23 protein-coding genes and 1 riboswitch are annotated in these 25,763 nt (G+C 35.3%); of the genes, 10 read left to right on the top strand and 13 right to left on the bottom strand.

The features are described from left to right. Window position 1: 1 nt before the first annotated feature. From LD272_RS02890 to LD272_RS02910, 5 genes are all read right to left on the bottom strand, one after another. Entirely contained in the window at window positions 2–370 is a 369-nt protein-coding gene (locus tag LD272_RS02890) for a GntR family transcriptional regulator (RefSeq protein WP_226035091.1), read from the bottom strand. 3 nt (window positions 371–373) lie between these two features. Then, window positions 374–1,156 (bottom strand): hypothetical protein, encoded by a 783-nt coding sequence (locus LD272_RS02895; protein ID WP_226035092.1) that lies wholly within the window; start codon window positions 1,154–1,156, stop codon window positions 374–376. A gap of 562 nt (window positions 1,157–1,718) precedes the next feature. After that, window positions 1,719–3,359 carry an L-lactate permease gene (locus tag LD272_RS02900; protein ID WP_226035093.1) on the bottom strand — a complete coding sequence of 547 codons (1,641 nt, stop codon included), beginning with the start codon at window positions 3,357–3,359 and terminating at the stop codon, window positions 1,719–1,721. A 163-nt stretch (window positions 3,360–3,522) separates the two neighbouring features. Then, complete coding sequence (locus LD272_RS02905; RefSeq protein WP_226035094.1) at window positions 3,523–4,593, bottom strand: DUF3231 family protein; 1,071 nt, start codon at window positions 4,591–4,593, stop codon at window positions 3,523–3,525. A 254-nt stretch (window positions 4,594–4,847) separates the two neighbouring features. Then, complete coding sequence (locus LD272_RS02910) at window positions 4,848–5,435, bottom strand: TetR/AcrR family transcriptional regulator (protein WP_226035095.1); 588 nt, start codon at window positions 5,433–5,435, stop codon at window positions 4,848–4,850. Between the two features lie 160 nt (window positions 5,436–5,595). On the opposite strand from LD272_RS02910, the gene LD272_RS02915 reads away from it, so the two are divergent. Continuing rightward, on the top strand, window positions 5,596–6,504 hold the full coding sequence (locus LD272_RS02915; protein ID WP_226035096.1) for an ABC transporter ATP-binding protein: 909 nt from the start codon (window positions 5,596–5,598) through the stop codon (window positions 6,502–6,504). A 4-nt stretch (window positions 6,505–6,508) separates the two neighbouring features. Then, the gene (locus tag LD272_RS02920; RefSeq protein ID WP_226035097.1) at window positions 6,509–8,113 is read left to right on the top strand and encodes an ABC transporter permease; all 1,605 of its coding nucleotides are present in this window, start codon (window positions 6,509–6,511) and stop codon (window positions 8,111–8,113) included. A gap of 554 nt (window positions 8,114–8,667) precedes the next feature. Here the strand turns inward: LD272_RS02920 and add are convergent. Next, complete coding sequence (gene add, locus LD272_RS02925) at window positions 8,668–9,660, bottom strand: adenosine deaminase (protein WP_226035098.1); 993 nt, start codon at window positions 9,658–9,660, stop codon at window positions 8,668–8,670. A gap of 65 nt (window positions 9,661–9,725) precedes the next feature. Next, window positions 9,726–9,824: riboswitch (purine riboswitch) on the bottom strand. Between the two features lie 360 nt (window positions 9,825–10,184). Here add and LD272_RS02930 point away from each other — a divergent pair. The 3 genes from LD272_RS02930 (at window position 10,185) to LD272_RS02940 (ending at window position 12,543) form a co-directional block, all read left to right on the top strand. After that, window positions 10,185–10,718, top strand: a complete 534-nt coding sequence (locus LD272_RS02930) for an RNA polymerase sigma factor (protein ID WP_226035099.1) — start codon at window positions 10,185–10,187, stop codon at window positions 10,716–10,718. Further along, a complete protein-coding gene (locus LD272_RS02935) occupies window positions 10,705–11,739 on the top strand; it encodes an anti sigma factor C-terminal domain-containing protein (protein WP_226035100.1) in 1,035 nt (344 codons plus the stop codon). The genes LD272_RS02930 and LD272_RS02935 overlap by 14 nt, the downstream gene beginning before the upstream one ends. Before the next feature lie 87 nt (window positions 11,740–11,826). Then, window positions 11,827–12,543 carry a YwaF family protein gene (locus tag LD272_RS02940; RefSeq protein WP_226035101.1) on the top strand — a complete coding sequence of 239 codons (717 nt, stop codon included), beginning with the start codon at window positions 11,827–11,829 and terminating at the stop codon, window positions 12,541–12,543. A 47-nt stretch (window positions 12,544–12,590) separates the two neighbouring features. Here LD272_RS02940 and LD272_RS02945 read toward each other — a convergent pair whose 3' ends face one another. Together LD272_RS02945 and LD272_RS02950 are read right to left on the bottom strand one after the other, a co-directional pair. Continuing rightward, the gene (locus LD272_RS02945; RefSeq protein ID WP_226035102.1) at window positions 12,591–14,147 is read right to left on the bottom strand and encodes an ABC-F family ATP-binding cassette domain-containing protein; all 1,557 of its coding nucleotides are present in this window, start codon (window positions 14,145–14,147) and stop codon (window positions 12,591–12,593) included. A gap of 151 nt (window positions 14,148–14,298) precedes the next feature. Then, on the bottom strand, window positions 14,299–15,291 hold the full coding sequence (locus LD272_RS02950; RefSeq protein WP_226035103.1) for an aldo/keto reductase: 993 nt from the start codon (window positions 15,289–15,291) through the stop codon (window positions 14,299–14,301). Window positions 15,292–15,599: 308 nt separating this feature from the next. On the opposite strand from LD272_RS02950, the gene LD272_RS02955 reads away from it, so the two are divergent. The 3 genes from LD272_RS02955 to LD272_RS02965 are packed head-to-tail and all read left to right on the top strand — an operon-like array spanning window position 15,600 to window position 19,071. After that, a complete protein-coding gene (locus tag LD272_RS02955) occupies window positions 15,600–16,292 on the top strand; it encodes a response regulator transcription factor (RefSeq protein ID WP_226035104.1) in 693 nt (230 codons plus the stop codon). Next, complete coding sequence (locus LD272_RS02960; RefSeq protein WP_226035105.1) at window positions 16,270–18,516, top strand: sensor histidine kinase; 2,247 nt, start codon at window positions 16,270–16,272, stop codon at window positions 18,514–18,516. Before LD272_RS02955 ends, LD272_RS02960 begins: the two co-directional genes overlap by 23 nt. Before the next feature lie 39 nt (window positions 18,517–18,555). After that, entirely contained in the window at window positions 18,556–19,071 is a 516-nt protein-coding gene (locus LD272_RS02965) for an RNA polymerase sigma factor (protein WP_226035106.1), read from the top strand. 47 nt (window positions 19,072–19,118) lie between these two features. Here the strand turns inward: LD272_RS02965 and LD272_RS02970 are convergent, their stop codons facing one another. After that, window positions 19,119–20,306 carry a DUF2812 domain-containing protein gene (locus LD272_RS02970; protein WP_226035107.1) on the bottom strand — a complete coding sequence of 396 codons (1,188 nt, stop codon included), beginning with the start codon at window positions 20,304–20,306 and terminating at the stop codon, window positions 19,119–19,121. A gap of 4 nt (window positions 20,307–20,310) precedes the next feature. Beyond that, the gene (locus tag LD272_RS02975) at window positions 20,311–20,625 is read right to left on the bottom strand and encodes a PadR family transcriptional regulator (protein WP_226035108.1); all 315 of its coding nucleotides are present in this window, start codon (window positions 20,623–20,625) and stop codon (window positions 20,311–20,313) included. 259 nt (window positions 20,626–20,884) lie between these two features. On the opposite strand from LD272_RS02975, the gene LD272_RS02980 reads away from it, so the two are divergent. Further along, complete coding sequence (locus LD272_RS02980; RefSeq protein WP_369413919.1) at window positions 20,885–21,760, top strand: DegV family protein; 876 nt, start codon at window positions 20,885–20,887, stop codon at window positions 21,758–21,760. 64 nt (window positions 21,761–21,824) lie between these two features. Here the strand turns inward: LD272_RS02980 and LD272_RS02985 are convergent, their stop codons facing one another. Further along, window positions 21,825–22,337, bottom strand: a complete 513-nt coding sequence (locus LD272_RS02985; protein ID WP_226035109.1) for a DoxX family protein — start codon at window positions 22,335–22,337, stop codon at window positions 21,825–21,827. Window positions 22,338–22,725: 388 nt separating this feature from the next. On the opposite strand from LD272_RS02985, the gene LD272_RS02990 reads away from it, so the two are divergent. Then, window positions 22,726–24,888 carry an FUSC family protein gene (locus LD272_RS02990; protein WP_226035110.1) on the top strand — a complete coding sequence of 721 codons (2,163 nt, stop codon included), beginning with the start codon at window positions 22,726–22,728 and terminating at the stop codon, window positions 24,886–24,888. Window positions 24,889–24,963: 75 nt separating this feature from the next. Here LD272_RS02990 and LD272_RS02995 read toward each other — a convergent pair whose 3' ends face one another. After that, window positions 24,964–25,275, bottom strand: coding sequence for a DMT family transporter (locus tag LD272_RS02995; RefSeq protein WP_226035111.1), 312 nt, complete (start codon window positions 25,273–25,275; stop codon window positions 24,964–24,966). Next, complete coding sequence (locus LD272_RS03000) at window positions 25,276–25,617, bottom strand: DMT family transporter (RefSeq protein WP_226035112.1); 342 nt, start codon at window positions 25,615–25,617, stop codon at window positions 25,276–25,278. Window positions 25,618–25,763 lie beyond the last annotated feature (146 nt).

Below are 25,763 nucleotides of genomic sequence, written 5' to 3' on the forward strand. Positions count from 1 at the left end.
TTTAGTCCTCCTCCTTAAGATAATGCTGTAGCTCTGAAATCATTTGTTGTTTGGTAATACCAATTTCTTTCATTTTTTTTACATATTCATTAATTACCTCTGTTTGCATCGACAATCTTAACTCATCAAGAAGGTGACTATTCTCTATTACAAACGTACCCTGTCCCCGTCTTGTTTCCACAACACTCATCCTTTCCAGTTCGGAATAGGCTCTTTGAATAGTATTAGGATTAACACCTATTTGGACTGCCTTTTCACGAACAGATGGTAATTTATCACCAAGTATTTGTTTTTCTTGTAGGATATCAATAATAATTCTATCAACAATTTGCATATAAATAGGCTTTGATGATTGAAATTCGGTTGTCATCACCTACACCTCCACTTTTCGTTCGAGGAATCTCGAGGTTGCGAAAAAAAGAAGGAAAGCAAGTAGCGTATAATAGATAATCGGTGTAATAGGAATGGTTGCTGTATCAAAAAGGACATTCCACTCATCATCGACATAATTTAGGGAAGTGTTAGATACGATATTTAATTGGTAAAGAGAAACAAAGTTTTTTACGATTTCTAACCTTATTAGAAAAGCTTCAAATAGGTTATAGGCGAAAAAAAGAACAATAATAACTAGCCAACGAAAGGGGCGGATTTTTGGATATTTCTTTAATGAGTGGTATATACTCCAATAAAAGATTAACCAGCAAGTGAAGTAGATACCCGTAAGTAGGAGCGCAATGTTAATAACTGCGATCAGTTCGATAAACATCCCAGTACTTAACTGTTGGTAGACTGACTTTCCGAACCAATACATACTTATTGCACCATAGATGGTTAAAAGAATTTGAATAATAAATTGATATGTGAGAATAACAGCAAACTTAGAAAGTAAAAGAGTGTAGCTTGACCTTGGACTATACAACCAGAGCTGATTTTTTCCTTCAATAGTTAATAAGGAGAGCATCATAATTGGTGCAATTCCCACTATAGATATCCCAACTAATATAAAAATAAAAAATGTTCCAGCTGGTTGATTGGTATATGCTGAAAAAACGACGCCAAAACTAAGTAATACTATAATTGCAACTACCCATGTTAAAAAGTGAAACCTAGAAATACGATAGTCTTTTATTAACAAGCCTTTAATTGGATTCATCATCTGAACTCCTCCGTATTAGTGTACTAGTAGAATAGTACACTAATATGAAAAGGGTGTCAATTGAAAGTTTATCAAAAACGGTGTAAAACCCCTGACTTTAAGTTTGGGTATCTACTTGGTTCGGGCATATACGAGGAGATTTTTACTCGTTTTAGTTATTACGGGTGGAACAATTTCTGAGCCAAATTATCGAAGCATAGGTGATAGAAGATTAAGCGGGGGAATGGCAACAAACATTAAATGGAAAGATTGAAAAAAGAAGTTCAATTTTATTCGAATTTTTATCAAGGATTACCATTAGTAGTTTTTTAAGAGGTATTCGAAAGCAGTTGAATCATAAAAAATATTTTCAAATTCACTCAACATTAGTTGATTCAATCATCAAAACGGCTGAAGGGGCTAGTAAAAGGAAATTGGCTTTTAGCCGAATAAGAGAGGGCTTAGATAGTTTTGGACTTGATCAAGAAGAAGACTAGTTTAGAAGATTTATTTAAGAAAAATTCGTTGATAAAGGCAAAAGACAGACGCTCATGATTATGAGCGTCTGTTAGGTCATGGTTGATTATAACAACAAGAATCCAATTATTCCAGCCAACGAGGCATAGAAAATCATTGGTACTAAAGTCATTCGAATAATCGTGCCTTCCTTACCTACTAGATCGACAACAGATGCAGCAGCAACAACATTTAAAACACAAATCATGTTTCCAGCGTTAGAACCAAGAACTTGTAGGGCAAGAATTGTTCGAGGATTCACACCAATTTGATCTGAGATACTAAATTGGAACAAAGAAAACATCATATTACTAAAGGTAGCGCTACCAGATATGAAAGAGCCAAGGGAACCAATTAATGGTGCAACAAGAGGCCAATTTGTTCCGACAACTTGTGAAACATATGTAGCAAGTTCCATCGGCATACTGAGTAGACCCGAATCATTTAAACCAGAATTAATAAAAATTCTTACCATAGGTACAGCAGTTCCAAGAGCAATAACGCTTCCTACCATAGTTTTGGAACTCTTTGTAAACGACTCTTTTACGTTAGAAACACTCATGTTATGAATGAAAATAGTGATGAGAATGACAACAACAAAGATAGATCCAGGTAAGTAAAGAGGTTCAAAGTATGTGCTAATCTCTGTTCCAAGTATTGATCCCCATCCAACTTTCACAGCTTGTAACCGTTCTTTTAAAGGTAGGATCTCTAGTCGTGTTAACACCAATAAGGCTGCGACAAGCAAATAGGGTAACCATGCTTTCCATAATGGCATTACTTTTTCTAAATTAAGTTTTGGTTCTACTGTTTCTTTTTCTACTTGCTTAAAATCCCATGCTTCTTTTGGTAGAAGGAATCCTCTTTTTGCTGCGGGTACAACAATCACAAGCCCAACTAGACCACCAATAATGGACGGGAATTCTGGACCTAGAAAAGTTGCAACTACAAATGCAGGAATAGTAAAACTTAAACCAGCGAAAACTGCAAATGGGAAAACTTCGAATCCTTCTTTCCATGAACGATTTTCACCAAAGAATCGAGTCAGCATACAAACCAAAATAACTGGAATAAATGTTCCGATAAATAAATCAATAAAAACGGCTGTGCTTGCAACTTCTTGGATAAAGTCATTAATGGATTGGTCACCCAAACCTGTCCTTACTACATCAGCCAAAGTAGAGCCTTCATTAAGCCCTTGCTTTACCCCAACAATCATAGGTGTTCCAACTGCACCGAAGGATACAGCTGAGCTGTCAGCTATTAAAGCTAACGAAACAGCAGCAAGGGGCGGAAAGCCTAGTGCTACAAGTAGAGGTGCACCGATTGCTGCTGGTGTACCAAATCCAGCAGCCCCTTCAATAAAAGAACCAAATAACCATGCAATAATGATTAGTTGAACTCTTCGATCTGTTGAGATTCCAGAGAACCCATTACGAATAGAGTCTAAGGCGCCGCTTTTCGTAAGCGTGTTTAATAACAAAATCGCACCAAAAACAATCCATAGTATAGAAATTGCGATGATAATTCCTTCAATTGAAGCGGCAGCAATTTGTATGATTGGAATCTTCCATACAAAGAAAGCTAGTAGTGCTGTTACCACTAGACTTATAGGCATTGCCTTTGTGGCCGGCATGCGTAAGACCACTAGAAATATAAATACAGATAATATAGGTGTTAAGGCAGTGATAAATTCAATAAAAGTCATACTTTTCATCCTATTTTAAATTGTTTGAATAATTGTTAATTATATTAAATATATCACAACTTACGCTAACATCGCAGAAATTTTTTTTCAATAAGGAATTCTTTCAATTAAGGATTTAAACACTGTTCTTCGCAAATAAAGTAAAAGAATTTTGTAAGTTATTCTAGTTGTTTCCTTTTGCTTCTTTTGAGAGTTTTTTGCGGTCTGCAGCTGTCGGTGGTTCCTCCAACATACCAAGATCAATCAACAAATTCATTCCTTCATTTGCATATTTTCCAATATCCATTGTTAATGTGGCAAATTGACCATGTAAATCATGTCTCATAATTTTAGAAACAGCTGTTCCATAATTTGAAATACCAATACCATTAGCAAGTGTTGTATGATAAAGCATTAATTTATCCGAATAGGGAGGGGTAGTAGAGTCAGTGATATGAGCGTCCATTATGCTTGGGGTAGGTAAATTATCACTGATGAGGAAAGCGCCTAGCTGCTTAATTTGTGTATTTGCCACTTTAGCACCGTCCTGGAAATACCTTCGTAATTTATCTGATGCTGCCACTTGACTAAAGCCTAGCATCAATGACTTACCTAATGTGTTCGTATTGATATTTATTTGTATATGTTTAATCTCTAATCCAGTTAATGGTCGAAGCTTACCTGCTATTGCTGAGATAAAGGTTTTCTTCTCAACAAAATCAATCTTCTTAGGATAAGGAATGGTAGGAGGGAATACATTCATACCTTTAGACAGTAATAAATGTAGTCCTTTTTCAAAGGTGACAATTGTATCGTTTATACACATTTTAAAGTAATCAACAATGTCTTGTCTCAGTGAACTTGATAGCGCACTTCCATAAGTCATCAGACCTGCTCTAGACATTTCAGTAGTATAAAAAACCATAAACATATCACTGAAAAGTCGTGGTGCATCTTTTCTAACATCTTGCTCTCCAAAACCAACAGGTACAGGAATATTTTCTTTTTGATAAATTTCTTTAATCATACGAGTGTGTTTTTTCGAAGTTGCTAGTGCAAATTCAAGAAATTCTTTAATTTCATCATCTTGAACAACTTGAAGGTGATGTTCAAAGACACAAGTAAATAAAGTATCACCAAGATAATTCGCAAATAAATCCCCTAATTCAGAGGATGCTAATTTTTTGTTTTGCTGATGCTCTTTGACATTCTTAAGTACTTCTTCATTTTCATGAGACGATGTATTTGGGTTCATTTTTTGTACCTCCTTGATTAGCCTTTAGGAGGTAGTATGTCTAATAGGTCTAAAAGTATTTGTTTAGTTCGTAAAAAAAGTGAATGGAGGATATGAAAGTAGATACTCATTTTGTTTTCTCGCTAACTCTGCAGGTTTTTAATAATAATTTTAACAATTGCAATCCAGAGGAATTAATAAGAATGTTGTTAGTGATAATGGTGAAATTCTATAAGAAAACAAAGATTTATTTATATGAGAGGAGTAGGTCATAATTAGTCTTTCCTCTCCCCAACGATTCCATAAAATAATAGCTTTGTAATATCTTCAGAAAGCGGCAAAATCTTTTCGTAAATATCTTCTTGTTGCATATATCCTTTTAACATTTCAATATAAAATAAAATCGCTTCATTCGATAAATCCACATCAATATAGCCTTTTTCTTTTCCCTCATTAAAAAGATTTATCATCCTTGGGAGTGATTTTTCTGTATAAAATTCTTCAATATAATTGCTCCCTGAACCGTATTCTCTCATAAAATAGCTATAGAAATCTGGATGAATTTGATTTGCAGTTTCTTTTTTATTGAAAATAAGTTTTTTTATTTTATCTGGGAAAGGAATATCGCTATCAAGAAGTTGTTCCGCCTCCGACCACATCGTATCTACATAATAAATAATAACTCTATCAATTAATTTATTTTTACTATCGAAGTGATTATAGATTGTTACTTGGGAGACATTTGCTTTTTTAGCAATTTGTGCAATCGATACTTTTTGGACACCATGTAACATAAATAAATCTAAAGCGGCATCTAATATATTTGTTTTTTTAAATTCTTTTCTTCGTTCGAATCCGTCCACTATTATCACCCCTTTTTAGTGTAATGAAAGTTTTGAAATAAAACAACGAATTAATTTCAAAAATAGTTATTGCAATTGGATGTTCACTCCTATATTGTGAACTATATAAGTATAAATATTTCATAATTTAATTGTTTTCCTAAAAAAAGGAGGATGAATAATGACAATTTTAAAAACTAACAATCTATCAAAAACTTTTGGAAAATTTACAGCGTTAGCTGGGGTCAATCTAGAGGTAGAAAAGGGTGAAGTGGTTGGTTTCATCGGTCCTAATGGAGCTGGAAAGTCAACAGCAATTCGAGTGTTATTAGGCATTTTAAAAGCAACAGAAGGTGATGTTTCCATTTTTGGAATGGATGCTTGGAATGATGCAGTGGAAATTCATAAACGGGTTGCTTATGTACCAGGTGATGTAAATCTATGGCCGAATTTAACAGGCGGTGAAGTAATTGATTTATTTGTTAAATTGCGTGGCTCAACTAATCAAACTAGGCGAGAAGAGTTAATTAAAAAATTCAATTTAGATCCAACAAAAAAATGTAGAACATATTCAAAGGGAAATAGGCAGAAGGTCGCTTTAATCGCAGCTTTTTCATCTGATGCCGATCTTTATATTTTAGATGAACCGACGTCTGGACTTGATCCATTAATGGAAATTGTCTTTCAGGAATGTATTATGGAAGTGAAAAGTGAGGGGAAAAGTGTCCTACTTTCAAGCCATATATTATCTGAAGTCGAAAAGTTATGTGACCGCGTCAGTATTATTCGCCAAGGTAAAATCATAGAATCAGGTTCATTAAACGAACTTCGTCATTTAACACGAACTCAAATTCTTGTGAAAACCAAGCAACCGATTACAGGCTTGCATCAGTTAAAAGGGCTTCATGACATAGAAGAAAACGAACAAGGTTTGTTTTTTCAAGTAGACACCGATGAGCTGGATAATGTTATTAAATTTATTTCTCCGTTTGGTATTGTTAAGTTTGAAAGTTCGCCGCCGACATTGGAAGAATTATTTATGAGTCATTATGAAGGGATAAAACAGCAGATCAAGGAGTGGGAGGAGTAAACTGATGACAAATAATCTAAGTGCTCATACTGGTCAACTTTCTAAATTTATCCTCCGACTCGATCGAATAAGAATTTTGTTTTGGATAATTGGAGTAAGTTTTTTTACCTTAATTGTACCGACCGCTTTTATTGATCTTTACGGGTCACAGCAGGAAAGAGATGTAATGGCTGAGACAATGGCGAATCCGGCCATGATTGCAATGGTAGGACCTGGTGATCTTGCGAACTATACCGTTGGTGTGATGACTGCCCATCAAATGTTATTAATGACTGCTGCTGTTGTTGGTTTGATGAGCATCTTATTGGTGACTCGGCATACGAGAGCAGATGAAGAAGATGGTCGTATTGAAATGATTCGGTCATTACCAGCAGGGCGATTGTCGTATCTAAATGCAACACTACTCGTGATAAGTGGCACCAATATAGCTTTAGCATTGATAACAGGGTTTGGTTTATATGCTTTAGGGATTGAAACGATCAATCTAGAAGGATCTTTGATTTATGGTGCTACTTTAGGCGGAACAGGTCTGTTCTTTGCAGGTGTTACGGCTGTTTTTGCTCAGCTTACTGAAACCTCACGTGGTACGATTGGATTTTCAATTGCTTTTTTACTCATGGCTTACATCGTTCGCGGTATTACCGATGTAAGTAATCAAGCACTGTCATGGATTTCTCCTTTAGGTTGGGTGTCGAAAACGGAAGCATATTCCACCAATAATTGGTGGGCGGTGTTATTGATGGTCGCTGTTTCCGGTATTCTTTTTATTTTGGCAGGTTATTTAAATGCTATTCGCGACTTAGGGAGTGGGTTTTTACCAGCGAAACCGGGTAATAGATACGCCTCTCGCTTTTTACAAAGTCCAATGGGTCTTGCACTTAGGCTGCAGCGAACAGGAATGATTGCCTGGGCTATAGGTATGTTCGTACTTGGAGTCTCTTATGGATCGGTATTGGGTGATTTGGAATCGTTCCTCGGTAGCAATGAGATGATTGAACAAATGTTAAAACCGGCAAAGGGTGTCTCGTTAACAGAGCAATTTATTCCAATGTTAATGATCGTAATCACACTTCTTGCAACAATACCTCCAATAATGGCTATCAATAAACTATATGGAGAAGAGAAGAAAGATCGAATTGAACATATACTAGGAAGAGCTGTCTCACGAACGAGGTTAATAGCAGGATATTTAATCGTGTCGGTGGTTAATGCATTCATTATGATTTCACTTGCTGCGATTGGTCTATGGTCTGCTGGAACAGCAACTATGGAAGAAAGCCTGGGATTTGGTACACTCTATAGTGGAGCGTTGGCATATTATCCGGCTATGCTTGTCATGATCAGTATTGCGGTATTTTTAATTGGTAATCTTCCGAGATTGACTAGTTTTATTTGGTTCTATGTTTTTTATTCCTTTATTGTTCTTTATTTGGGTGGTATTTTCCAATTTTTAGATTGGGTAGGAAAACTATCTCCTTTTGGGCACGTTCCGCAGTATCCCATTGAGCAGATAGAATTCTTGCCGCTTTTCATTTTGACTATTATTGCGGTAATTCTGACTGTTCTGGGCTTTATTGGATATAATAAGAGGGATATTGCAGGCAAGTAACTTAGAATAATAGACCTGTGCCATAGTTTAATTTGGAGGATCGTAACTATTAAGGTCCTCTTTTTAATTTTGGCGGATTTCTAAAAGATTTTGACACAAAAATTATAGAATGCATTTTAACTACTGAGTTGATTTTCGCTTCAGACAGTCCCTTTTTGCGGGAAGAGCTTTTCGGAAGAAAACCGCTTCCTTGAAAAGGAAAACACTTCCTCCGTAAGATGAAAAACCACTGAAGTTTTCCATGTCCTGCGGTTACAGCGTGTTGCTTTTCCCGTAGGACATGGAATACCTCAAAAGCACTACATGGCACGAAGAAAATCGCTTTGTATTTTCGAGAAGCTGACTCCCCTCCGCTCCAATCCATCAGTATAGGAGATTTATAGATGAAAGTCTTTTTTTTACTATACCAGCGAAGTGTATTACCGTAGTGCCGATTTATCACTCCATAAAAAACGTTCCCTATTAAGGAAGTGTACACGCTACTTTAAGAGCGTTTCTTCAAAATCTTAAAATGTATGTTCAATTTCAGGAACATTTTTGTTGTTAAATCTAATTTAATATTGTGCCAAGCACCATTCTTTGGTTTCTTGGTCGGCAAAGGATGCTTCTACACTATTTAAATAAATTTGCCGGTAATCTTCTTCGCTTAGATCAAATTCTTTGTTAACTAATTGGATTTCTTTTGCCATTGTAGTATCAGATACCGTTCTGTTATCCGTATTAATTGTCACTTTTATACCATCTTTATGAAACTTGTAAATCGGATGTTCACCATAATGATGAACAGCTTTTGTTTGGACATTACTTGTTGGACACATTTCAAGCACTATCTGTCTTTCTTTCACGATTTTATAAGCGTCAGCACATTCATTAATAAATAGTCCGTGTCCTACTCTTTCAGCACCTAACAGTTCCACAGCTTCTAGAACGTTTTTACCAATTCCCGTTTCACCGGCATGAATAGTGACTCTGTAGCCATATTCTTTGGCTAATGCGATTGGATCTACGAATTTTTCACAAAAACCTTCTTTTTCTGATGCGCATAGGTCAATTGCCACTACGCCTGTTCCAAGGAATTTTTTTCCTTTTTCAACCACCTCGAATGCGCTTTCTACAGACATTGTCCTCATGCAAGACAGAATAATATTTCCCTTGATTTCGTAACATTTTTCAGCTTCCCGCATGCCATCTATTACAGATTGAATAACTTCTTCAACTTCAAGACCTCTTAATGTGTGAAGTAATGGGGCAAATCTGACTTCTAAATATTTTACATTTTCCCTTGTTGCATTCTCAAATAGCTCAAAAGTAATTTTTCTTAAGCTTTCCTTGGATTGCATGACTAAATTTGGAAGAGAAAATCTTTTTAAATATTCATCAAGGGATTCACACTCTAAAGGAGCAACCAGCTCTTTTTGAAGCTCATCCTTATCAAAAGAGGGTAATTGAATTCCTTCTTTCTGGGCAATATCGATAATACTTTCTACCCTAAGGCTTCCATCTAAATGACAGTGAAGTTCAACTTTAGGCAATAATAAAAAGTTCATTTTTGACCTCCTGAAAAAAATTTTTAGGTTAAAATACAAAAAAATTCCTGACTGCGAAGAAAATACAAATCTTGTACATTCTTCGTAATCAGGAATTTCGGTTCCTGGTAGAGACCTCCAAACCATATTATTGGAGTTATACGAAATTTTATTAAATTCATTTACTTTTTTAAAGGATAATAAAAAAAGTTTGGATTGTCAACATGGTGCCTAGCTCCGATATACCATTTCGTTTATAGTAAAACCATAATCTAGACTAAAAATTATCATTTTCCTTTATCAACAAGCTTGTCATTTATAATGTCAATTCATGTGTAAAAACCAATAAATGTTGTTATATCAGTAAAATAGAAGCACAAAACGTTATGCTATGTTGTAATAATGTGTAATTTATTGTTTTCTCCCTAAAATGTAATCCGTTAACTTTAAAAAGAGTTTTATTTTTAATATTTTAATTTATTTTCTACTTTAATAATGTAACATAATCTAAGTAACTTCGTTTTATAGGAGAAGGGGGGGTGGGAGTGATTTTTAAAAAATATATATTCGCAGAGTTATTTGAGCAGTACCGGCTCCCACTCTACCGTTATTTGTTCCAGATGAGTCGAAATCGTGAACTTGCTGAGGAGCTTGTTCAAGAAACATTTTATCGGGCAATGATTTCATTAAAAGTAAAAAATGCGGTTCAAGCTAAAGCGTGGCTTTTTAAGGTAGCTCGTAATCTTTATATCGATTGGACTAGAAAATCAAAGTCTGAACAAAGAATGGTGGAGCGAATCCAAATCGAATATGATTCTACTAGTAACCTAGGCGATCCGCAAGAACAGTTAGCTAGTAAAAATCGACAGACAGAGTTAGAGGAAATCATGGAATTGTTACCTGAACGGATGCGCACAATTATCTATTTACGAGAAATTCTGAACTTTACATATAAAGAGCTTACAGTTGCAATGAATTTAACAGAAAGCCAAGTGAAAGTAACGCTTCATCGTGCTAGAGAGAAGTTTCGACATTATGATCGGTTGAAGAAGGGAGAAATGAATGATGAAGAAAGATGATGTACTTTCAGAATGGAATCAATCAGACGAACAAGTGGATAAGAAAAGTGCAAAAAAGCTAGTATGGCGAACGAGGCTTTCCATTAGCTTCACTGTGTTACGAACACTTCTTTTCATTTTCTTAATATATTGTTTGTATATGATTCCAGTGAGTGTTTATTATGACATGTCAGGGAAAGCTGCGGAGTTTGATCGCCTAGTATCGACATTAGTGGAAACAAGAAATCCAGGCATTGCTGTTGATAAGTATGGAATGAGACATAGTGCAGAAATTAATCCATTGTTAACACAGAGTACAAAAGCAACCTTATATCGCAATGTCGGGGACTATGAAGTTGTTGTTGGGGAGGTTACAGCGAAAAAGTGGCTGTTTGGCTCCATCCGTTACAAACTTGATTTAAATAATAAATATTTAAATGAAGACTCTTCTTCCTATATTATTGCACCTGATTTGTTGGGGAAGCCGATTTCAAACGACAAATCAGAATCAGAATTAATGATAGCGAACCAGCTTGAAAAAATTGAAGATGGTTATGTTGCACAGGCGCGCTTTTCTACCAGAAAAGGAATGTCACCACAAAAACTTAATGAGCTAATTTCAGAGTATGATGTAACGGTTCACCAGATGCCTGTATTTGGAGGTGAAACCACTGAAGTAGAAGTGTCTTATGGAAGAGCAGGTCAATTTACATTTGCACAAACTTTAATGTTAAGACCATTCATGGAGTATGATAATAAAAATAGACCTTCCGCTTCGTATCACTCTTTAACAGGGGAAGAGGCAATAGAGTCTTCTGTTAAGCAATTTTATAAAGATATCGAATGGCTGATTGAAAACGGAAATTACCAAGAGCAAGACATTGATAAGCAGCGTTTAGCATATATCAAAGCGAATGATTTTCAGGTGTTCGGAGCTATGGTAACTGGACCAATTAGGGAAATTGAGCGACTTCTGGAAGAAGAGATGTTTCATAATTTTCAGTTAGGTGGAATTGAAGTGTGGAATTGGACAGAAAAGTAGTTTTTTAACTGGGGACACATATTAATAGAAGAGACAGGTTTATTGCAATAAGTTAATGTCTTACCATGAGGAATAAAGGAGAGAATTATGAGCGCTTTATTCGTTAAGGATGGAAGTGAACCATTCGTTTTATTTTCAATCACCCACTTGTTAACTTTAGTCATTATTCTTGCTCTTTCATTTGGGATTTATTTTTTCAGAAAACAATTAAGGTATGGGTTAACCAACAAAGTGTTTAGATATTCATTAGCATCAGTTTTATTTCTTTCTGAAGTAAGCTTGATTTGGTGGCAGAATTATATCGGAACTTGGTCAATTAGGTATTCTTTGCCGCTTCACTTAAGTAGTATTTCGTTGTTATTGTCAGGTCTTTTATTAATAACAAAAAACTATCGACTGTTCGAATTTACTTATTTTGCTGGAATAGGAAGTGCTATTCAAGCAATGGTTACACCAGATATTCACGCCTATACGTTCCCTCATTTTCGATATGTTCACTTCTTTATTTCTCATGGGGGAATTGTGATCGCTAATATGTTCATGATATTTGTTACAGGCTATCGACCTACTTTTAAGTCTATTTTCAAGGCGATATTATACCTGAATGGTTATGCATTACTGATATTTATTGTAAACAGCGCTATAAATGGAAACTACATGTATATTATGAAAAAACCTATTAATCCATCTGTCTTTGATTATTTAGGATCATGGCCATTTTATATTATTTCTTTAGAAATTATCGCGCTAATTACATTTTCTTTACTATACTTACCGTTCTATCTTGTGAAAATAAAAAAGTAAGCCTAATTTCTTTTTCAACAATGAGAAATTAGGCTTACTTAGAAAAATTAAAATACTTTCGTTGTCCAATCTTCACAGTTCCAGACGTCTGTGACAATTCCTTGGTAGAAGTCTGGTTCGTGGGAGATAAGGAGAACGCTACCTTTATAATCTATTAACGCGCGTTTTAGTTCTTTTTTCGCATCAATGTCCAGGTGGTTGGTTGGTTCGTCAAGTACGAGTAAATTAGTCTCTTTATTAATTAATTTACATAATCGTACTTTTGCTTTTTCACCACCACTTAGCACTTGAACCTTACTTTCAATATGTTTTCTGGTAAGGCCACATTTTGCCAATGAGGAACGAACTTCCTGTTGGGTGAGGTGACGGAATTCATCCCATATTTCTTCGATACATGTGTTTTGACTAGTTTCCTTTAGTTCTTGTTCGAAGTAGCCAATATGCAGGTGTTCACCTAATTCAACAGAACCTGAGACGGCATTTATTTCTCCAAGAATACTTCGAAGTAGAGTGGTTTTACCAATCCCGTTGGCTCCAGATAGGGCGATTTTTTGTCCGCGTTCCATCGCTAAATCAAGGGACCTTGATAGTGGTTCATCATATCCAATTACAAGATCCTTCGTTTCAAACAAGTACTTGCCAGGTGTTCGTGCTTGTTTGAAGCGAAATTGAGGTTTTGGCTTTTCTGCATCTAATTCAATTACATCCATTTTGTCTAACTTTTTCTGACGAGATGATGCTTGCTTACTTGTTGCAGCATTTGCTTTGTTTCTAGCGACAAAGTCTTTTAGGTTGGAGATTTCCTTTTGTTGTTTCTTATGAGCTGATGCCAGTTGTTGCTTTTTCATTTCATAGATACGCAAGAATTCATCGTAACCACCAGGATAACGAGTTAGTTCTTGGTTTTCCATGTGATAAATTATATTAGCAACACTACTTAAAAATGGCACATCGTGAGAAACTAGTATAAACGCATGGTCGTATGCAATTAGATAATTTCTCAACCATTCAATATGCTCAACATCAAGATAGTTTGTCGGCTCATCAAGTACTAAAATATCAGGTTTTTCTAATAGCAACTTGGCAAGCAATACTTTCGTTCGTTGGCCACCACTTAAATCGTTGACATCACGGTCTAATCCAAATTCATTCAACCCAAGCCCGTTGGCAACTTCTTCGACTTTTGCATCGATCATATAGAAGTCGTTGTTCGTGAGGGAATCTTGCATTCGACCAGTTTCTTCAAGAAGCTGTTCAAGTTCTTCTGGGCCAACTTCCCCCATCTTACCAAATAGACCATTCATCTCTTTTTCCATATCGAAAAGATACTGATAAGCAGTTCTTAAGACGTCTCTAATCGTCATGCCTTCCTTCAAAACAGTGTGTTGGTCTAAGTAGCCAACTCTAATATGTTTTGACCATTCAACTTTTCCAGCATCAGGCTCTAATTTGCCTGTAATAATATTCATAAAAGTAGATTTACCTTCACCGTTGGCTCCAACAAGCCCAATATGTTCCCCTGCTAACAAACGAAAAGAAACATCATCAAAGATAGCACGATCTCCGAATCCGTGACTTAAATTACTAACTGTTAGTAAACTCATAGTTAAACACCTTTTCCTTTAAAAAGTTCAGACTTGTACTATTATAAAGGTGTTTGATTAAAAGTGATAGTGGTTAATACTGTTTATAACGTTAAATCTAGATAAAATGGATTTTGATAGGTTGATAAATTAAACTCAGGTTAACAAAATATTACTCGAATATTGCAATCTGTTGAGACATCCTATCTATTTCATCAAGGTCATCTTTTGATAATGTGAATTGTAGTGTGCCAACATTTTCTTGCACATGATGAATTTTTGATGCACCTGGAATTGCTACCACGGTTTCACCATGAAAGTGAATTAACCAATTAAGAGCTATTTGTGTTTGGCTGACTTTGTATTTTCTAGCCTTTTCTGCCAATAAATCAACTAAAGGCTGAGTCTTTTTCAAGCCTGAAGCTTTAAAAAAGGATGTATATTTGCGAGGACCTTGAATTTTTTTGACCAATTCAGGGTTGTTATGAAATTTGCCAGATAATATCCCTTGTTCAAGTGGTGAATAGGCAATGATAGTAATTCCTAGTTCTTTAGCAACGTCCAAGGTCCCATTTTTTTCAATTCTGCGGTCTAACAGACTATATTTCACTTGATTTGAAGCTAGGAAATAGCCGGCGTCTTTTAAAACTTGATGAGCTTGCTTCATTTTAGTTGGATTAAAATTACTCACCCCAACATGTTTGATTTTATCTTTTTGAAGCAGTTCAATCATAGCTTTCATTTCATGCTCCACATTTGAAAAGGAAAAGGGCTGATGAATTTGGTATAAATCAATCTGTCTTCCATTTAGTGCACCCAACCGATTATCAATTGTTTTGGTTATAGATGATGCAGTACGAAAAGCAGGCCACCATTTGGTTGCAATGAACGGTTCATCTCCAGGTTGCTCGATGTGATCAAGTGCTTCAGACAATGCTTTTTCTGATTCGCCTTTTCCATATACTTCAGCTGTATCAAACCAGTTTATTCCACCTTCTAGACTCATTCTAACAATCTCATTAATATCTTTTTGCTCCATTGCGGCCCAAAAACGTCCAACCATACCGCGCCCTTTGCTAAATTGCCAACAGCCTAACCCCAAGGCAGAGATTTTTGTTGATGATTGTCCTAAATGACGTAATGAACTACTTGTAGATACATTCATCTTATAACACTCCTCTTTCTAGTAGATAATTTTTTTATAGTCGTAACTACAGTTTAAAACTCCTAACCAACATTGTAAAAGTTAAAGAGCCAAACTGCCGAGAAAGTGTGGTATCTTTTTAAGGATGAAATTTGAATACAGGTATTTTTATTTTGTTAAGGAATTATATAATAGAGTTTAGGATTAATAGAGAAAAAATTTAGATTTTAAAAAACCTTAAGAAATTCTTAAGAATTATAGTAACTAAATGTTAAGAATTATTGTTTACTATTAGGTTAGTGATACAGATGCATGAAAGTAGGGTGAAAATGGACAATTATTACGTTTTAGTTGTGGATGATGAGAAGGAAATACGAGATGGTATTGAAATCTACTTGAAAAATGAAGGCATAACCGTTTTAAAAGCAAAAGATGGAATTGAGGCATTGGAACTATTAAGTGAACATCAAGTCCATCTGATTATTTTAGATATCATGATGCCCAAGCTTGATGGGATTTCTGCTACATATAAAATTCGGGAAAAGAAAAACATACCGATTATTATTTTAAGCGCAAAAAGTGAGGATACCGATAAGATACTAGGACTTCAGGTGGGTGCAGATGACTATATTACCAAACCATTCAATCCAATGGAACTCGTTGCTCGTGTCAAATCACAATTAAGAAGATATGTAACATTTGGGACGTTTGAAGGAATAAACAAAGTAATTAATCTTAATGGTTTGACATTAGAACAATCTGCAAAAGAAGTAGCGGTTGACGGGGAAGTAGTTAAATTTACACCAATTGAATACAAAATTGTTGAACTTCTTATGACAAATGCTGGTCGGGTGTTCTCGATTAATGAAATCTATGAGCGAGTATGGAAAGAACCGTGTTATAACGCAGAAAATACGGTTGCGGTACATATTCGCAAGATTCGTGAAAAAATTGAAATTGATGCAAAAAATCCAAGATATCTAAAGGTGGTGTGGGGAATTGGCTACAAAATGGAAAAGTAAAGTTGCTATTATTCTAACGGCTTTCCTGTTTACCTTTGGCTTAAGTGGATTCTTTTTTCTTTCGAATAACGGTTATTATTACGCTCAAGAAAATTACTTTGAAACATCTGAATTTCGAGCTGACATTGATGAATTTACAAGGTATTTAACTATCTATGAACTAAATAATATCCCGTTAGAGGAAGCAAAGAAATCAATAACAGTATCAGATGAAGAAATTAATGAACATCGTTACCGATATGGTGATCTCCCGCAACAAATTGATGAGATAAATCTTCAATATCAAAACTTAATTCAAGGGGCTCTTGATACTGATAATCAGCAGGTAGCGGACGCTTACATAGCTGAAAGAGATGAAAAAATTAATGACATTACTAAGAATTTTGAGAGTGATGAGCATGTCGAAGCAAAGGTTGTTGCTGAAAAAGAGCAACAATTAAAGGAGTATTACGAGGAACGTGAAAATCAACGAGAGGAATTCACAAGCTACAAAAAAACCTTTCAGTACTACTTTGAAAATAGCTCAAGTGGGGAAGTATATACCAATTTGAATGAAGTGGAAGGGGAACCGTCGTTAGCTGATATAAATAAAACAAACATGATATATCTAACCGGTTATCAGATGAGCGAAGAATATAGAGCGCACTTAAACAATAGCAGAGGCTATCCAGACTTTGTACTCTCATTAAATCCTAAAACTGGAACATTTGAAGGAAAGATAGGGATTCCTAACTCACTAACATCTGCGAACCAATATATGATGAAATATGAAAACTATAAAGTAGAGCAAATTATATTTTGGACAGTTGTAGCAACAAGTATTGTCGCGCTGTTTCTATCCTTTTATTTAATGAAAACTAGGAAGGGAATGCGCGAAGAGATTCGTAAATGGAGGTCATATTACAACAAGATTCCCATCGACGTGCGAGCAGTTGTTTTTGGACTAACAACTATTGTGACTATTATTGCCATGTTTTTAATAGCAGATCAATCCTATAATATATTCGACTATCCACTGAGTTATGGAGTGCCTTTAGCTGTTGGAATGATGATTGCATCAATTGGTTGGGCACTAACATTTATTCAAGCGAAATTTCTAATTGAACAAGTAAAAGATTGGAAGAATCTAAAAAACGAATGGGAGAAAAGCTTCCTATTTGAAGCAACGCAGTTTTTAAAACTGTTTTTTAATAAAGTCATCCGAGGCTTAAGTGAAGCATTTTTACACCAGAGTACCGGAACACAAGTGTTTATCGTATTAGGAATTGTATTTGGCTTGGGATTAGCATCAATTATGACTTTTGTACATCCGGTTTTTGTTATTTTCTATATCATCTTGCTTGGGGCTGTTGGACTACCACTAGCGATTGTTTTGATTAATCGTATTGGCTATTTTAATCGGATCATCGAAAAGACGAATGAATTGGCTGTTGGTAATTTAGGTCAAGACCTACAAATAACAGGAAAATCTGCACTTGCAACGCTCGCTAGTAATGTTAATGTGCTAAAACATGGGGTGAAAGTATCACAAAATGAACAAGCAAAAAGTGAACGATTGAAAACAGAGTTGATAACTAATGTAAGTCATGATCTCAGAACACCACTTACATCGATTATTACTTATACCGAGCTATTAAAAACAGTTGAAATAACAAATGAGGACAGTAAAGCATACCTTGAGATCATAGATCGTAAATCAAAGCGTTTGAAGGTGTTAATTGAGGATTTATTTGAAGTATCAAAAATGGCTAGCGGTAATATCGAATTGAAAAAGGAAAAGGTGGATCTTGTTCAGTTGCTACAACAAGCGTTAGCAGAATATGATGACACGATAATTGACTCTAATCTTAAGTTCAGAGTAACCAATTCTAAAAGACAAGTGTACTCACAAGTTGATGGACAAAAGCTATGGCGTGTATTCGATAATTTAATAGGAAATATCCTTAAATATTCGTTGGAAAACTCACGCGTCTATATTAATCTTTCAACACTTGATAATCAGGCCGTTCTTACCTTTAAGAATATCTCGAAATATGAACTTGCAGAGGATAATAATGAACTATTTGAACGATTCAAACGAGGGGATACATCTCGACACACTGAAGGTTCAGGGCTTGGACTTGCGATTGCGCAATCGATCGTCGACCTTCATGGAGGCAGTCTTGAGATGGAGACTGATGGTGATTTGTTTAAGGTAAGTATCTTTTTGAATTTACAGGAATAAGATAATTAATTTTTTCGTTAGATTGGGGGAGCGAGATTTGTGAGCACGTTTGATTTTACAGACTTATATCATTTGCATTATAAGAAGTTGTTTCATTTGAGTTACTCGATTATTAGAGACCGACAGCTTGCAGAGGATGTTGTTCAAGAAACCTTTATCAAAGCGATGCAGCATGTTAAATCAATTGAAGAAGAAAACAAAATTGGTGCTTGGTTATCTGTGATAGCAACAAGAACTGCGATTGATTTTATTCGCAAGGAGAGGAAAAAACAGGGGATACCTATGGACCAGGAGATGCTTGAATTCTTAGGGAAAGAAATGAAGCAAAATGTGGAGGAAGAAGTTGAAGTCGCTGTATTCATTGACCAAGTTAAAAGCATCATCAAAAACTTGACGGTCGACTATCAAGATGTGCTCAGCCTTCGGTTATGGAAAGGGCTAAAGGAACAAGAGATTGCGCGTATCCTAGACCTTAAACCATGTACCGTAAAAACAAGGATTTACAGAGCGAGGAAACAATTAAAAGTGCTATTTCTAGAACGGATGAGTGCTTAACTTGTCAGCAAGAACAGGCGGAAAGATCCACCTGTTCTTTTAGTCTATTAGTTCAGGGAGAAAGCCTTAGCCTCTGTCACTGCAATTATATCTTTTGTTGAATTCATTCCATAATAACTAATATGATAGACAATGTTGTTATTTCTGGCAATCAAACCAATCATAGTATCCTCTTCTTTAATCCACAATTCATCAAATGGACTATCTACTAGTTGATAGTTCTCATTGAAATAGGTGTTTTCTTGCTTTAAATTTTGCAGGAAATGTTTGGCTAGCCAGACACTTCTAACCTGATAGCCATATGACCTAATCGATGGTTGATATGTACCACTATCGTCCTCCCACAATACACCGGGAACTTCTACCTTTTGCTGTAATTCATATTGTTTAGGTACTAGAATGCTGGAATTCTCTGCATAATAATTATCAATGCTTCCACGGAATTCGTCATTATCCGGAATTTCTTTGTAATTGGTTTCACCGAGGATGTCAGAGATCTCGACAACAGGAAGTTGATAATTTGGTATATCCTGGTATGAGTTGTCTGAAAGGTTAATAGTTTTAAGAATGTTAAATACTAAGAATGCAGATAGAAAGATAATTAAACTCATTCCAAGCCACTTATTTCGATTCCTTTTTTTATTATGGTTCGCCCCGTGTTTAAGTAAGGTTCCAGATTCTAACTGTTTCATCAATTTTGACATATGGATCATACCAGTAACCATAGTATAACTTATAAAGACATGGGATATTATTATTATAAATGGTGATAGAAAGTCATCTTCTAGATAATTTCTAACCGGACTAATTTGCAGCATTAACATTGCTAATACAATTATGATAGTTGATAATAGTAAAGCAAGTACTGCCCTAGTAGTAAGATCTTTTTTTAAGAGTTTAAGTGTTTCCGCCTGTTCAAATGGATCAGTATGAAGTTCATTACTATACTCCCGGTTCAATTGTCTAAACACCTGGATATATCCTCTAGAAGCTACATGTTTCCAGTCTGATTGTCTGTAGATTTCAATTCTCTCATCTTCATATGTATAAGGAATTTTAAATACATCACAGCGGTACTTCACTTTTTGTGGTTCTGTTTGTTCAAATGTTGCAATCCATTTGCCGATATCAATCAGTTTCCATCCACTTAATTCCATATGAGAAAACCAGTCTGCTTGTTCTTCGATATCCCATAGATCAAGCCACATTACTTTTCTTTTTAGCTTATTCCCCACTAGATTATTCCTCCTTAAATAAGAGCTTTCCATCCAAGACCATCTGTTTAAGTCTAAGATATTCATTTAACCAAGCTTGTCGGCCAAGCTCAGAAATTTGATAGATCTTTCTTCTTCCATCTGCTTCCTCTAGGACAATCAGTTTCTCTTTTTGCAGTCGTTTCAATATACCATAAAGTGTTCCAGGGCCCATATCTACTCTATTATTTGACACCTGTTTAACGGCATCCATGACTGCATAACCATGAAGTGGTTTACTTAAAGCTAAAAGAACATAATACATAGCTTCTGTCATTGGTGTCGGTTGGCTACCTGGCATTTCATCACCTTCTACTATTCGCATTATTATGTATCGCGATATATCGCATGACATAATAGTAACGTTCCTCATGTCACCTGTCAATACTGTATCAGGTCAGTAATTGATTAGTTAAGTTAGTACAATCCAACATCAGAGGAGTCAGGTTTAGTTTATTTTGGAAGCTTATTCACTTTTAATTCAAAAAAGTAGCGCTTGGTATTAATACTTACTGATATTTACAGTATAATTTAAGGAAACAATAAAGGGAGCGGGGGATATGATGGATAGAAAGAAAATAGCATTTGTAACGGACAGTACCGTCTATTTAACAGAATCCTTACGTAGGCATCCTGATGTCTATGTTGTACCTATTATTGTTATTTCCGAAGGCTGTCAATATGAAGATGGAGTTAATTTATCTTCTGAAAAATTATATGACATCATTCGAAGTAACAATGAAATTCCAAAGACTTCTCAACCGTCTATAGGCACGTTTGAAAAGTTATATGAGCAACTGAAAAAGGATTATGATCATGCGATAGCTATTCATATTTCAAGTAAGTTAAGTGGTACCTTAGCTAGCTCTACCGCTGGAAAAAATCATGTTGGTTTTCATGTAGAAGTGGTTGATTCATTATCCCTATCCTATGCGATTACAACACTTATTGATAAAGGGCTAGAATTAGTAAATCAAGATGTTGAAGTAAAGGAAATCGCTAATCAACTAAGAGAAGAAGCAAGCCGGTCAAGAAACCTAATTTTGTTAGATAGCTTAGAGCAATTGTATAAAGGTGGAAGAATGTCTGGAATTCAGTTTTTGCTAGGCAATTTCCTGAAAATTAAACCAATTCTCAGCGTTAATTCAGAAGGGAATCTAGGACTGTTTGAGCGGGTCCGCTCAGAAAAGAAAGCGGTAAATAGAATAGTAGGCTTATTGAAGCAATCATCCGAAGAAAACATTGTTAAACAAGTTCAAATTATGCACGGGAATGTCTTAGATAAAGCAGAGTCATTAAAACAAAGAATTAAAAAAGTAATACCCGAGATTGATGTTGTAATTGGTGAAGTTAATTCTTCATTAGCTGTTCATGCAGGTGAAGGTACCCTTGCAATTTTATGGCATTTAAAAGAGAAGAGAGTCCAAAAATTTTAGCGGAACAGCCTTAAATGTTACATGTATAAAAAAGCGTACAACCATAATGGCTGTACGCTTAATTTTAAACTTCTGCAGTTTTTCTAACCTCTTTATTCGTTTTCTTAGCAAGTAACGTTTTAAGGTAAGGCATTGCATATCTATCTAAACCGTATTTTCCAGCATTTGCTCCAGCAACTAGTAAGAAGATTGTTAGTAAAATCATTTGTCCGTTTGTGCTAACTGTTCCACTGAACAAGAATGCAAAATTCATTGTAATCCCCATTAATGCAGCGAAGTTAGTAAATAGACCAAGAACTAGCGCGATACCCACAAGTACTTCACCCCACATAACAAGGAAAGAAAATAGTCCTGCATTTGGTAAAGCGACGTTTTCTAAAAATGCTGCCCACCAACCTTGAACGGCTGGGTGATCTCCAGTAGATTGTGCGATGGCGCCGTGTAGGAATCCACTTGCATCAAAACCGCCACCAGTTATTTTACCCCAACCACCTGTAATCCAAGAATACCCAAGATAGATACGAATAATTGCTAATACTCCAGCTACAATAGTATTTCTTCTTAAAAATTCAAACATGTTCATCCACTCCCAATTTATAATTTATTTGTTCATCATTTCACATATAAAACTTCAAGAATTCTTGTTTGTTGTCTTTCTATATTTATATATTAACATGTATAAAAAGTATATAAAATAAGTTTGTTCATAATTTCACAATTAGGCAATAAATTTATGACAAGTTAGTGAAGATTAAAAAATATTCTTGACAAGTTAAAAAACATAGGTTTTAAGTGAAATTAGTTGTGTTAAAATCAAATGTTGTCTATAGATGGAAACAACTTGTTTAGTGACGATTGGTAAGGGGGAAATATAGTAGACGCTACTTGAATTAGCGTTCAGTATAGGCTAAGATACTATTCTATTCGATCGTTATATGAAGTTTTTGAAAAGGTTGATAAAATTAATGAAACAACTACATATGAAGTATCACTGGCTTGGCAGACTTGTTGCGTCTGATCCAGGTAGAAAAAGGTTTCAACAAGCAGGAAAAGCAACGATGAGTTTGATATCATCAGTTTTTTCCATGCTGTTTATTTTGACTATTTCAGGGTTTGAATTATTTACTCCTGCAATAGTGGCCGGAATGATCGGTTTGTTTGGAATTATGGCTGTTACTGATGAAAGAAAAAAAGAAAAAAAAGGAACTACTTTATTATTAGGTATTTCAGCGGCGATTGGACTTACGCTAGGCTCCATGTTAGCAGAAAACCCTTATTATATTGGAACATTAATGGTTCTTATTATGTTTAGTGCCTTTTATTTTTCACGATTTGGATCTCGTTACTTCACTCTTGGTATGATTAGCTTTATGATGGCTTATATTGCTTCAGTTTTAAAGCTTTCACCAGATCAGTTTTTATGGTTTTATTTAGGTATTGCACTTGGTGTGTTTTTTGCTTATTTGTATAATTTTATCATTTTTAAAGACTCTGCTCACATGCTAAGAAGAAGTATGCAGTCCTATCACATCCAAGCCAATCTTACGCTTAACATATTGATTGAAATGATCCAAGATCCAGCAAGGAGTCAGAAACGAAAAACTAACCTTGAAAAAAATGTTCACAAATTAAATGAATATGCGAGAAATGTTTCAAACGATCTAACGGAACAAGATGTGCAATTGATTTGGCCAGGTCTTGGCGTCTCACAGTTACGACTGTATCTTTTTGATACAGCGATGCTTATCGAGACACTGACAAATTCGTTTGAAAAATTAAAAACAGCAGATGCACTAGAAACGAAGGAATTGAGACGCTTACTGGCATGGGTAGTTAAAACAGTTCGCGATGCTGAGGTGCTTGCCTCAAGCTATAAAAAACAGAATTTAAAAGATGCTGAAACAGCAGTACAAGGACTCCGCCTTGTCTTAACAGAACTTCAAGCAGATACAAGTAAAACAAGAAATTGGCTATATTTAATTCGACGAATAGAATCTATTGCCAATCATGTTATTAAAAGTGCGGTAAGTATTCAACAGTCCCTTAGTGTAGGCGAAATGGTTGAATCAAATATGGAGGAACTTGGAGGAAATGAGGTTTCTGAGGAAAATGATAAAGGCTTGAAGCCGACAACAAGAAAGGCATATCAAGCTTTAGTTGCCGGTTCGTTATCCATTTTTGTTGGCTATATTATTTCACCTATTCAGCCATACTGGGTTATTCTAACTGCTTTTATTGTTTTACTAGGAACAGAATCCGTTGGTCGAACTTATATTAAGGGTTTTCAACGATCACTAGGAACGATATTTGGTGCGATTTTAGGATTTTTACTTGCAAAGATTATATCCGGCCACACGGAAATACAAATAACATTATTATTTGCAGTTGTGTTTTTAGCGTTTTACTTTTTAACAGTATCCTACACGATAATGAGTTTATTTATAACAATTTTGATTGCGTTTATGTATGATATTTTACTTGGCGGAATTAGTTATCAACTATTAGCTGCTCGTGTGATTGACACGATTGTTGGTGCTGGAATTGCTCTTGGTGCTTCTGCACTTGTTTTTCCGAAAAAGACAACGGAGAAGGTTTCTGACAATTTTATTGATTATTTAACTAAACTGAATCCGTATGTTCACGACTACTTAAGAAGTTTTAGAGAAGATGTGGATGTAAAGCGTCTTTCAGGAAATGCCTTTGATTTGGATCAAAAACTTTATTTAATAAAGGATGCAGCTCAATCTCTTCTTAGGAGGCCAGGTGCTCTTAGTTATTCTGAGCTTGCCCATTGGATAACAATATTTACTGCAATTAATTATTATGCAAAGCATTTAGTTGCTTCCTCCTATCAAAAAGAATTTGAATATCCAGAGGAGTTAGAAGGGGATTTTAGAAAGATAGAAAAACAATTGAATCACAACATTAATTTGTTAAGCAAATTGATTACTAGCACGGAAAGTTATGGTATTGTCTATAGTTTAACAGCACAAAGAGAACGAATTGAACGCCTTGCCCCTCGTGGACAAGAGTCTCAGCCTGATTTAATTCACCATCTTTATTATGTTTGGAAATTGAACAAATCAATCGTCATGTTAGCTGTTGAGATGGGGGCTAAAGTGAAGTAATAAATGAAACTCATGAAAGGCAGTGGAATCAAAGTTTGATTCCACTGCCTTTCACTGTAAACATTATTTTTTTGATTATGAGATTAATTTGAGACCTACAGCAGAGGAGAGTATCATTGCAATAAACAAAAGTCTTTTCCACTCTCTAGGTTCTCCGTACAATAACATGCCCAAAACCGTCGACCCGACAGTACCAATACCCGTCCAGATACCGTAAACAGTACCCATTGGTAATGTTTGCATGGCATAAGATAAAAGAAAGAGACTCCCACCAAAAGTAGTAACGAGGTAAAAGGCAGCATTCTTTTTTTTCATTGCTAAACGCTTTATATTTATAACTCCAATGACCTCAAAAATACCTGCTACAATAATTGCAAACCAATCCATTTAGGCACCACCTTTACTTTTCTCAGGCTCACCGGATACTAATTTCAAACCAATTACCCCGATTAATAGGATTCCAATTAATAGAACTTTTAACAGATTGAAAGGCTCTCCATATACAATAATTTCCATTAATACAGTTCCGGCGGTCCCAAGTCCTGCAAAAACTGCATAAACAGTTCCTATCGGTAAGTATTTAGCGGTAACTGGAAGAATAGTAAATGTGGTAATGATTGCTAGAATAGTCAATCCCCATTCCAATCCACTTGTTGAATGTTTAAGGCCAGCAACCCAAAATATTTCAAATAACGCAGCTATTACAACATATATCCAATATCTATTCATTATACTGCTCCTTGCTAATGTTTTAATTAGATGAGTAACATCCCATTATCCTTATTAAATATTATTTGTCAATCGATTGAAATTTGACTGACTTTTTAGTTAACTTTCTTTTCTAATTCTAAATGAATACTGATTAATTGTTTTTC

Source organism: Aquibacillus saliphilus (genome assembly GCF_020404745.1).
Taxonomy (GTDB): Bacteria; Bacillota; Bacilli; order Bacillales; family Amphibacillaceae; genus Aquibacillus; species Aquibacillus saliphilus.

Bases quoted from the DNA above. Each gene is read 5' to 3' on its own strand.
- LD272_RS02985 (WP_226035109.1), bottom strand. From the start codon at position 22,337: ATGTTTGAATTTTTAAGAAGAAATACTATTGTAGCTGGAGTATTAGCA.
- LD272_RS02905 (WP_226035094.1), bottom strand. From the start codon at position 4,593: ATGAACCCAAATACATCGTCTCATGAAAATGAAGAAGTACTTAAGAAT.
- LD272_RS02975 (WP_226035108.1), bottom strand. From the start codon at position 20,625: ATGCCAGGTAGCCAACCGACACCAATGACAGAAGCTATGTATTATGTT.
- LD272_RS02895 (WP_226035092.1), bottom strand. From the start codon at position 1,156: ATGATGAATCCAATTAAAGGCTTGTTAATAAAAGACTATCGTATTTCT.
- LD272_RS02940 (WP_226035101.1), top strand. From the start codon at position 11,827: ATGAGCGCTTTATTCGTTAAGGATGGAAGTGAACCATTCGTTTTATTT.
- LD272_RS02915 (WP_226035096.1), top strand. From the start codon at position 5,596: ATGACAATTTTAAAAACTAACAATCTATCAAAAACTTTTGGAAAATTT.
- LD272_RS02945 (WP_226035102.1), bottom strand. From the start codon at position 14,147: ATGAGTTTACTAACAGTTAGTAATTTAAGTCACGGATTCGGAGATCGT.
- LD272_RS02995 (WP_226035111.1), bottom strand. From the start codon at position 25,275: ATGGATTGGTTTGCAATTATTGTAGCAGGTATTTTTGAGGTCATTGGA.
- add (WP_226035098.1), bottom strand. From the start codon at position 9,660: ATGAACTTTTTATTATTGCCTAAAGTTGAACTTCACTGTCATTTAGAT.
- LD272_RS02990 (WP_226035110.1), top strand. From the start codon at position 22,726: ATGAAACAACTACATATGAAGTATCACTGGCTTGGCAGACTTGTTGCG.
- LD272_RS02955 (WP_226035104.1), top strand. From the start codon at position 15,600: ATGGACAATTATTACGTTTTAGTTGTGGATGATGAGAAGGAAATACGA.
- LD272_RS02890 (WP_226035091.1), bottom strand. From the start codon at position 370: ATGACAACCGAATTTCAATCATCAAAGCCTATTTATATGCAAATTGTT.
- LD272_RS03000 (WP_226035112.1), bottom strand. From the start codon at position 25,617: ATGAATAGATATTGGATATATGTTGTAATAGCTGCGTTATTTGAAATA.
- LD272_RS02920 (WP_226035097.1), top strand. From the start codon at position 6,509: ATGACAAATAATCTAAGTGCTCATACTGGTCAACTTTCTAAATTTATC.
- LD272_RS02950 (WP_226035103.1), bottom strand. From the start codon at position 15,291: ATGAATGTATCTACAAGTAGTTCATTACGTCATTTAGGACAATCATCA.
- LD272_RS02935 (WP_226035100.1), top strand. From the start codon at position 10,705: ATGAAGAAAGATGATGTACTTTCAGAATGGAATCAATCAGACGAACAA.
- LD272_RS02900 (WP_226035093.1), bottom strand. From the start codon at position 3,359: ATGACTTTTATTGAATTTATCACTGCCTTAACACCTATATTATCTGTA.
- LD272_RS02980 (WP_369413919.1), top strand. From the start codon at position 20,885: ATGATGGATAGAAAGAAAATAGCATTTGTAACGGACAGTACCGTCTAT.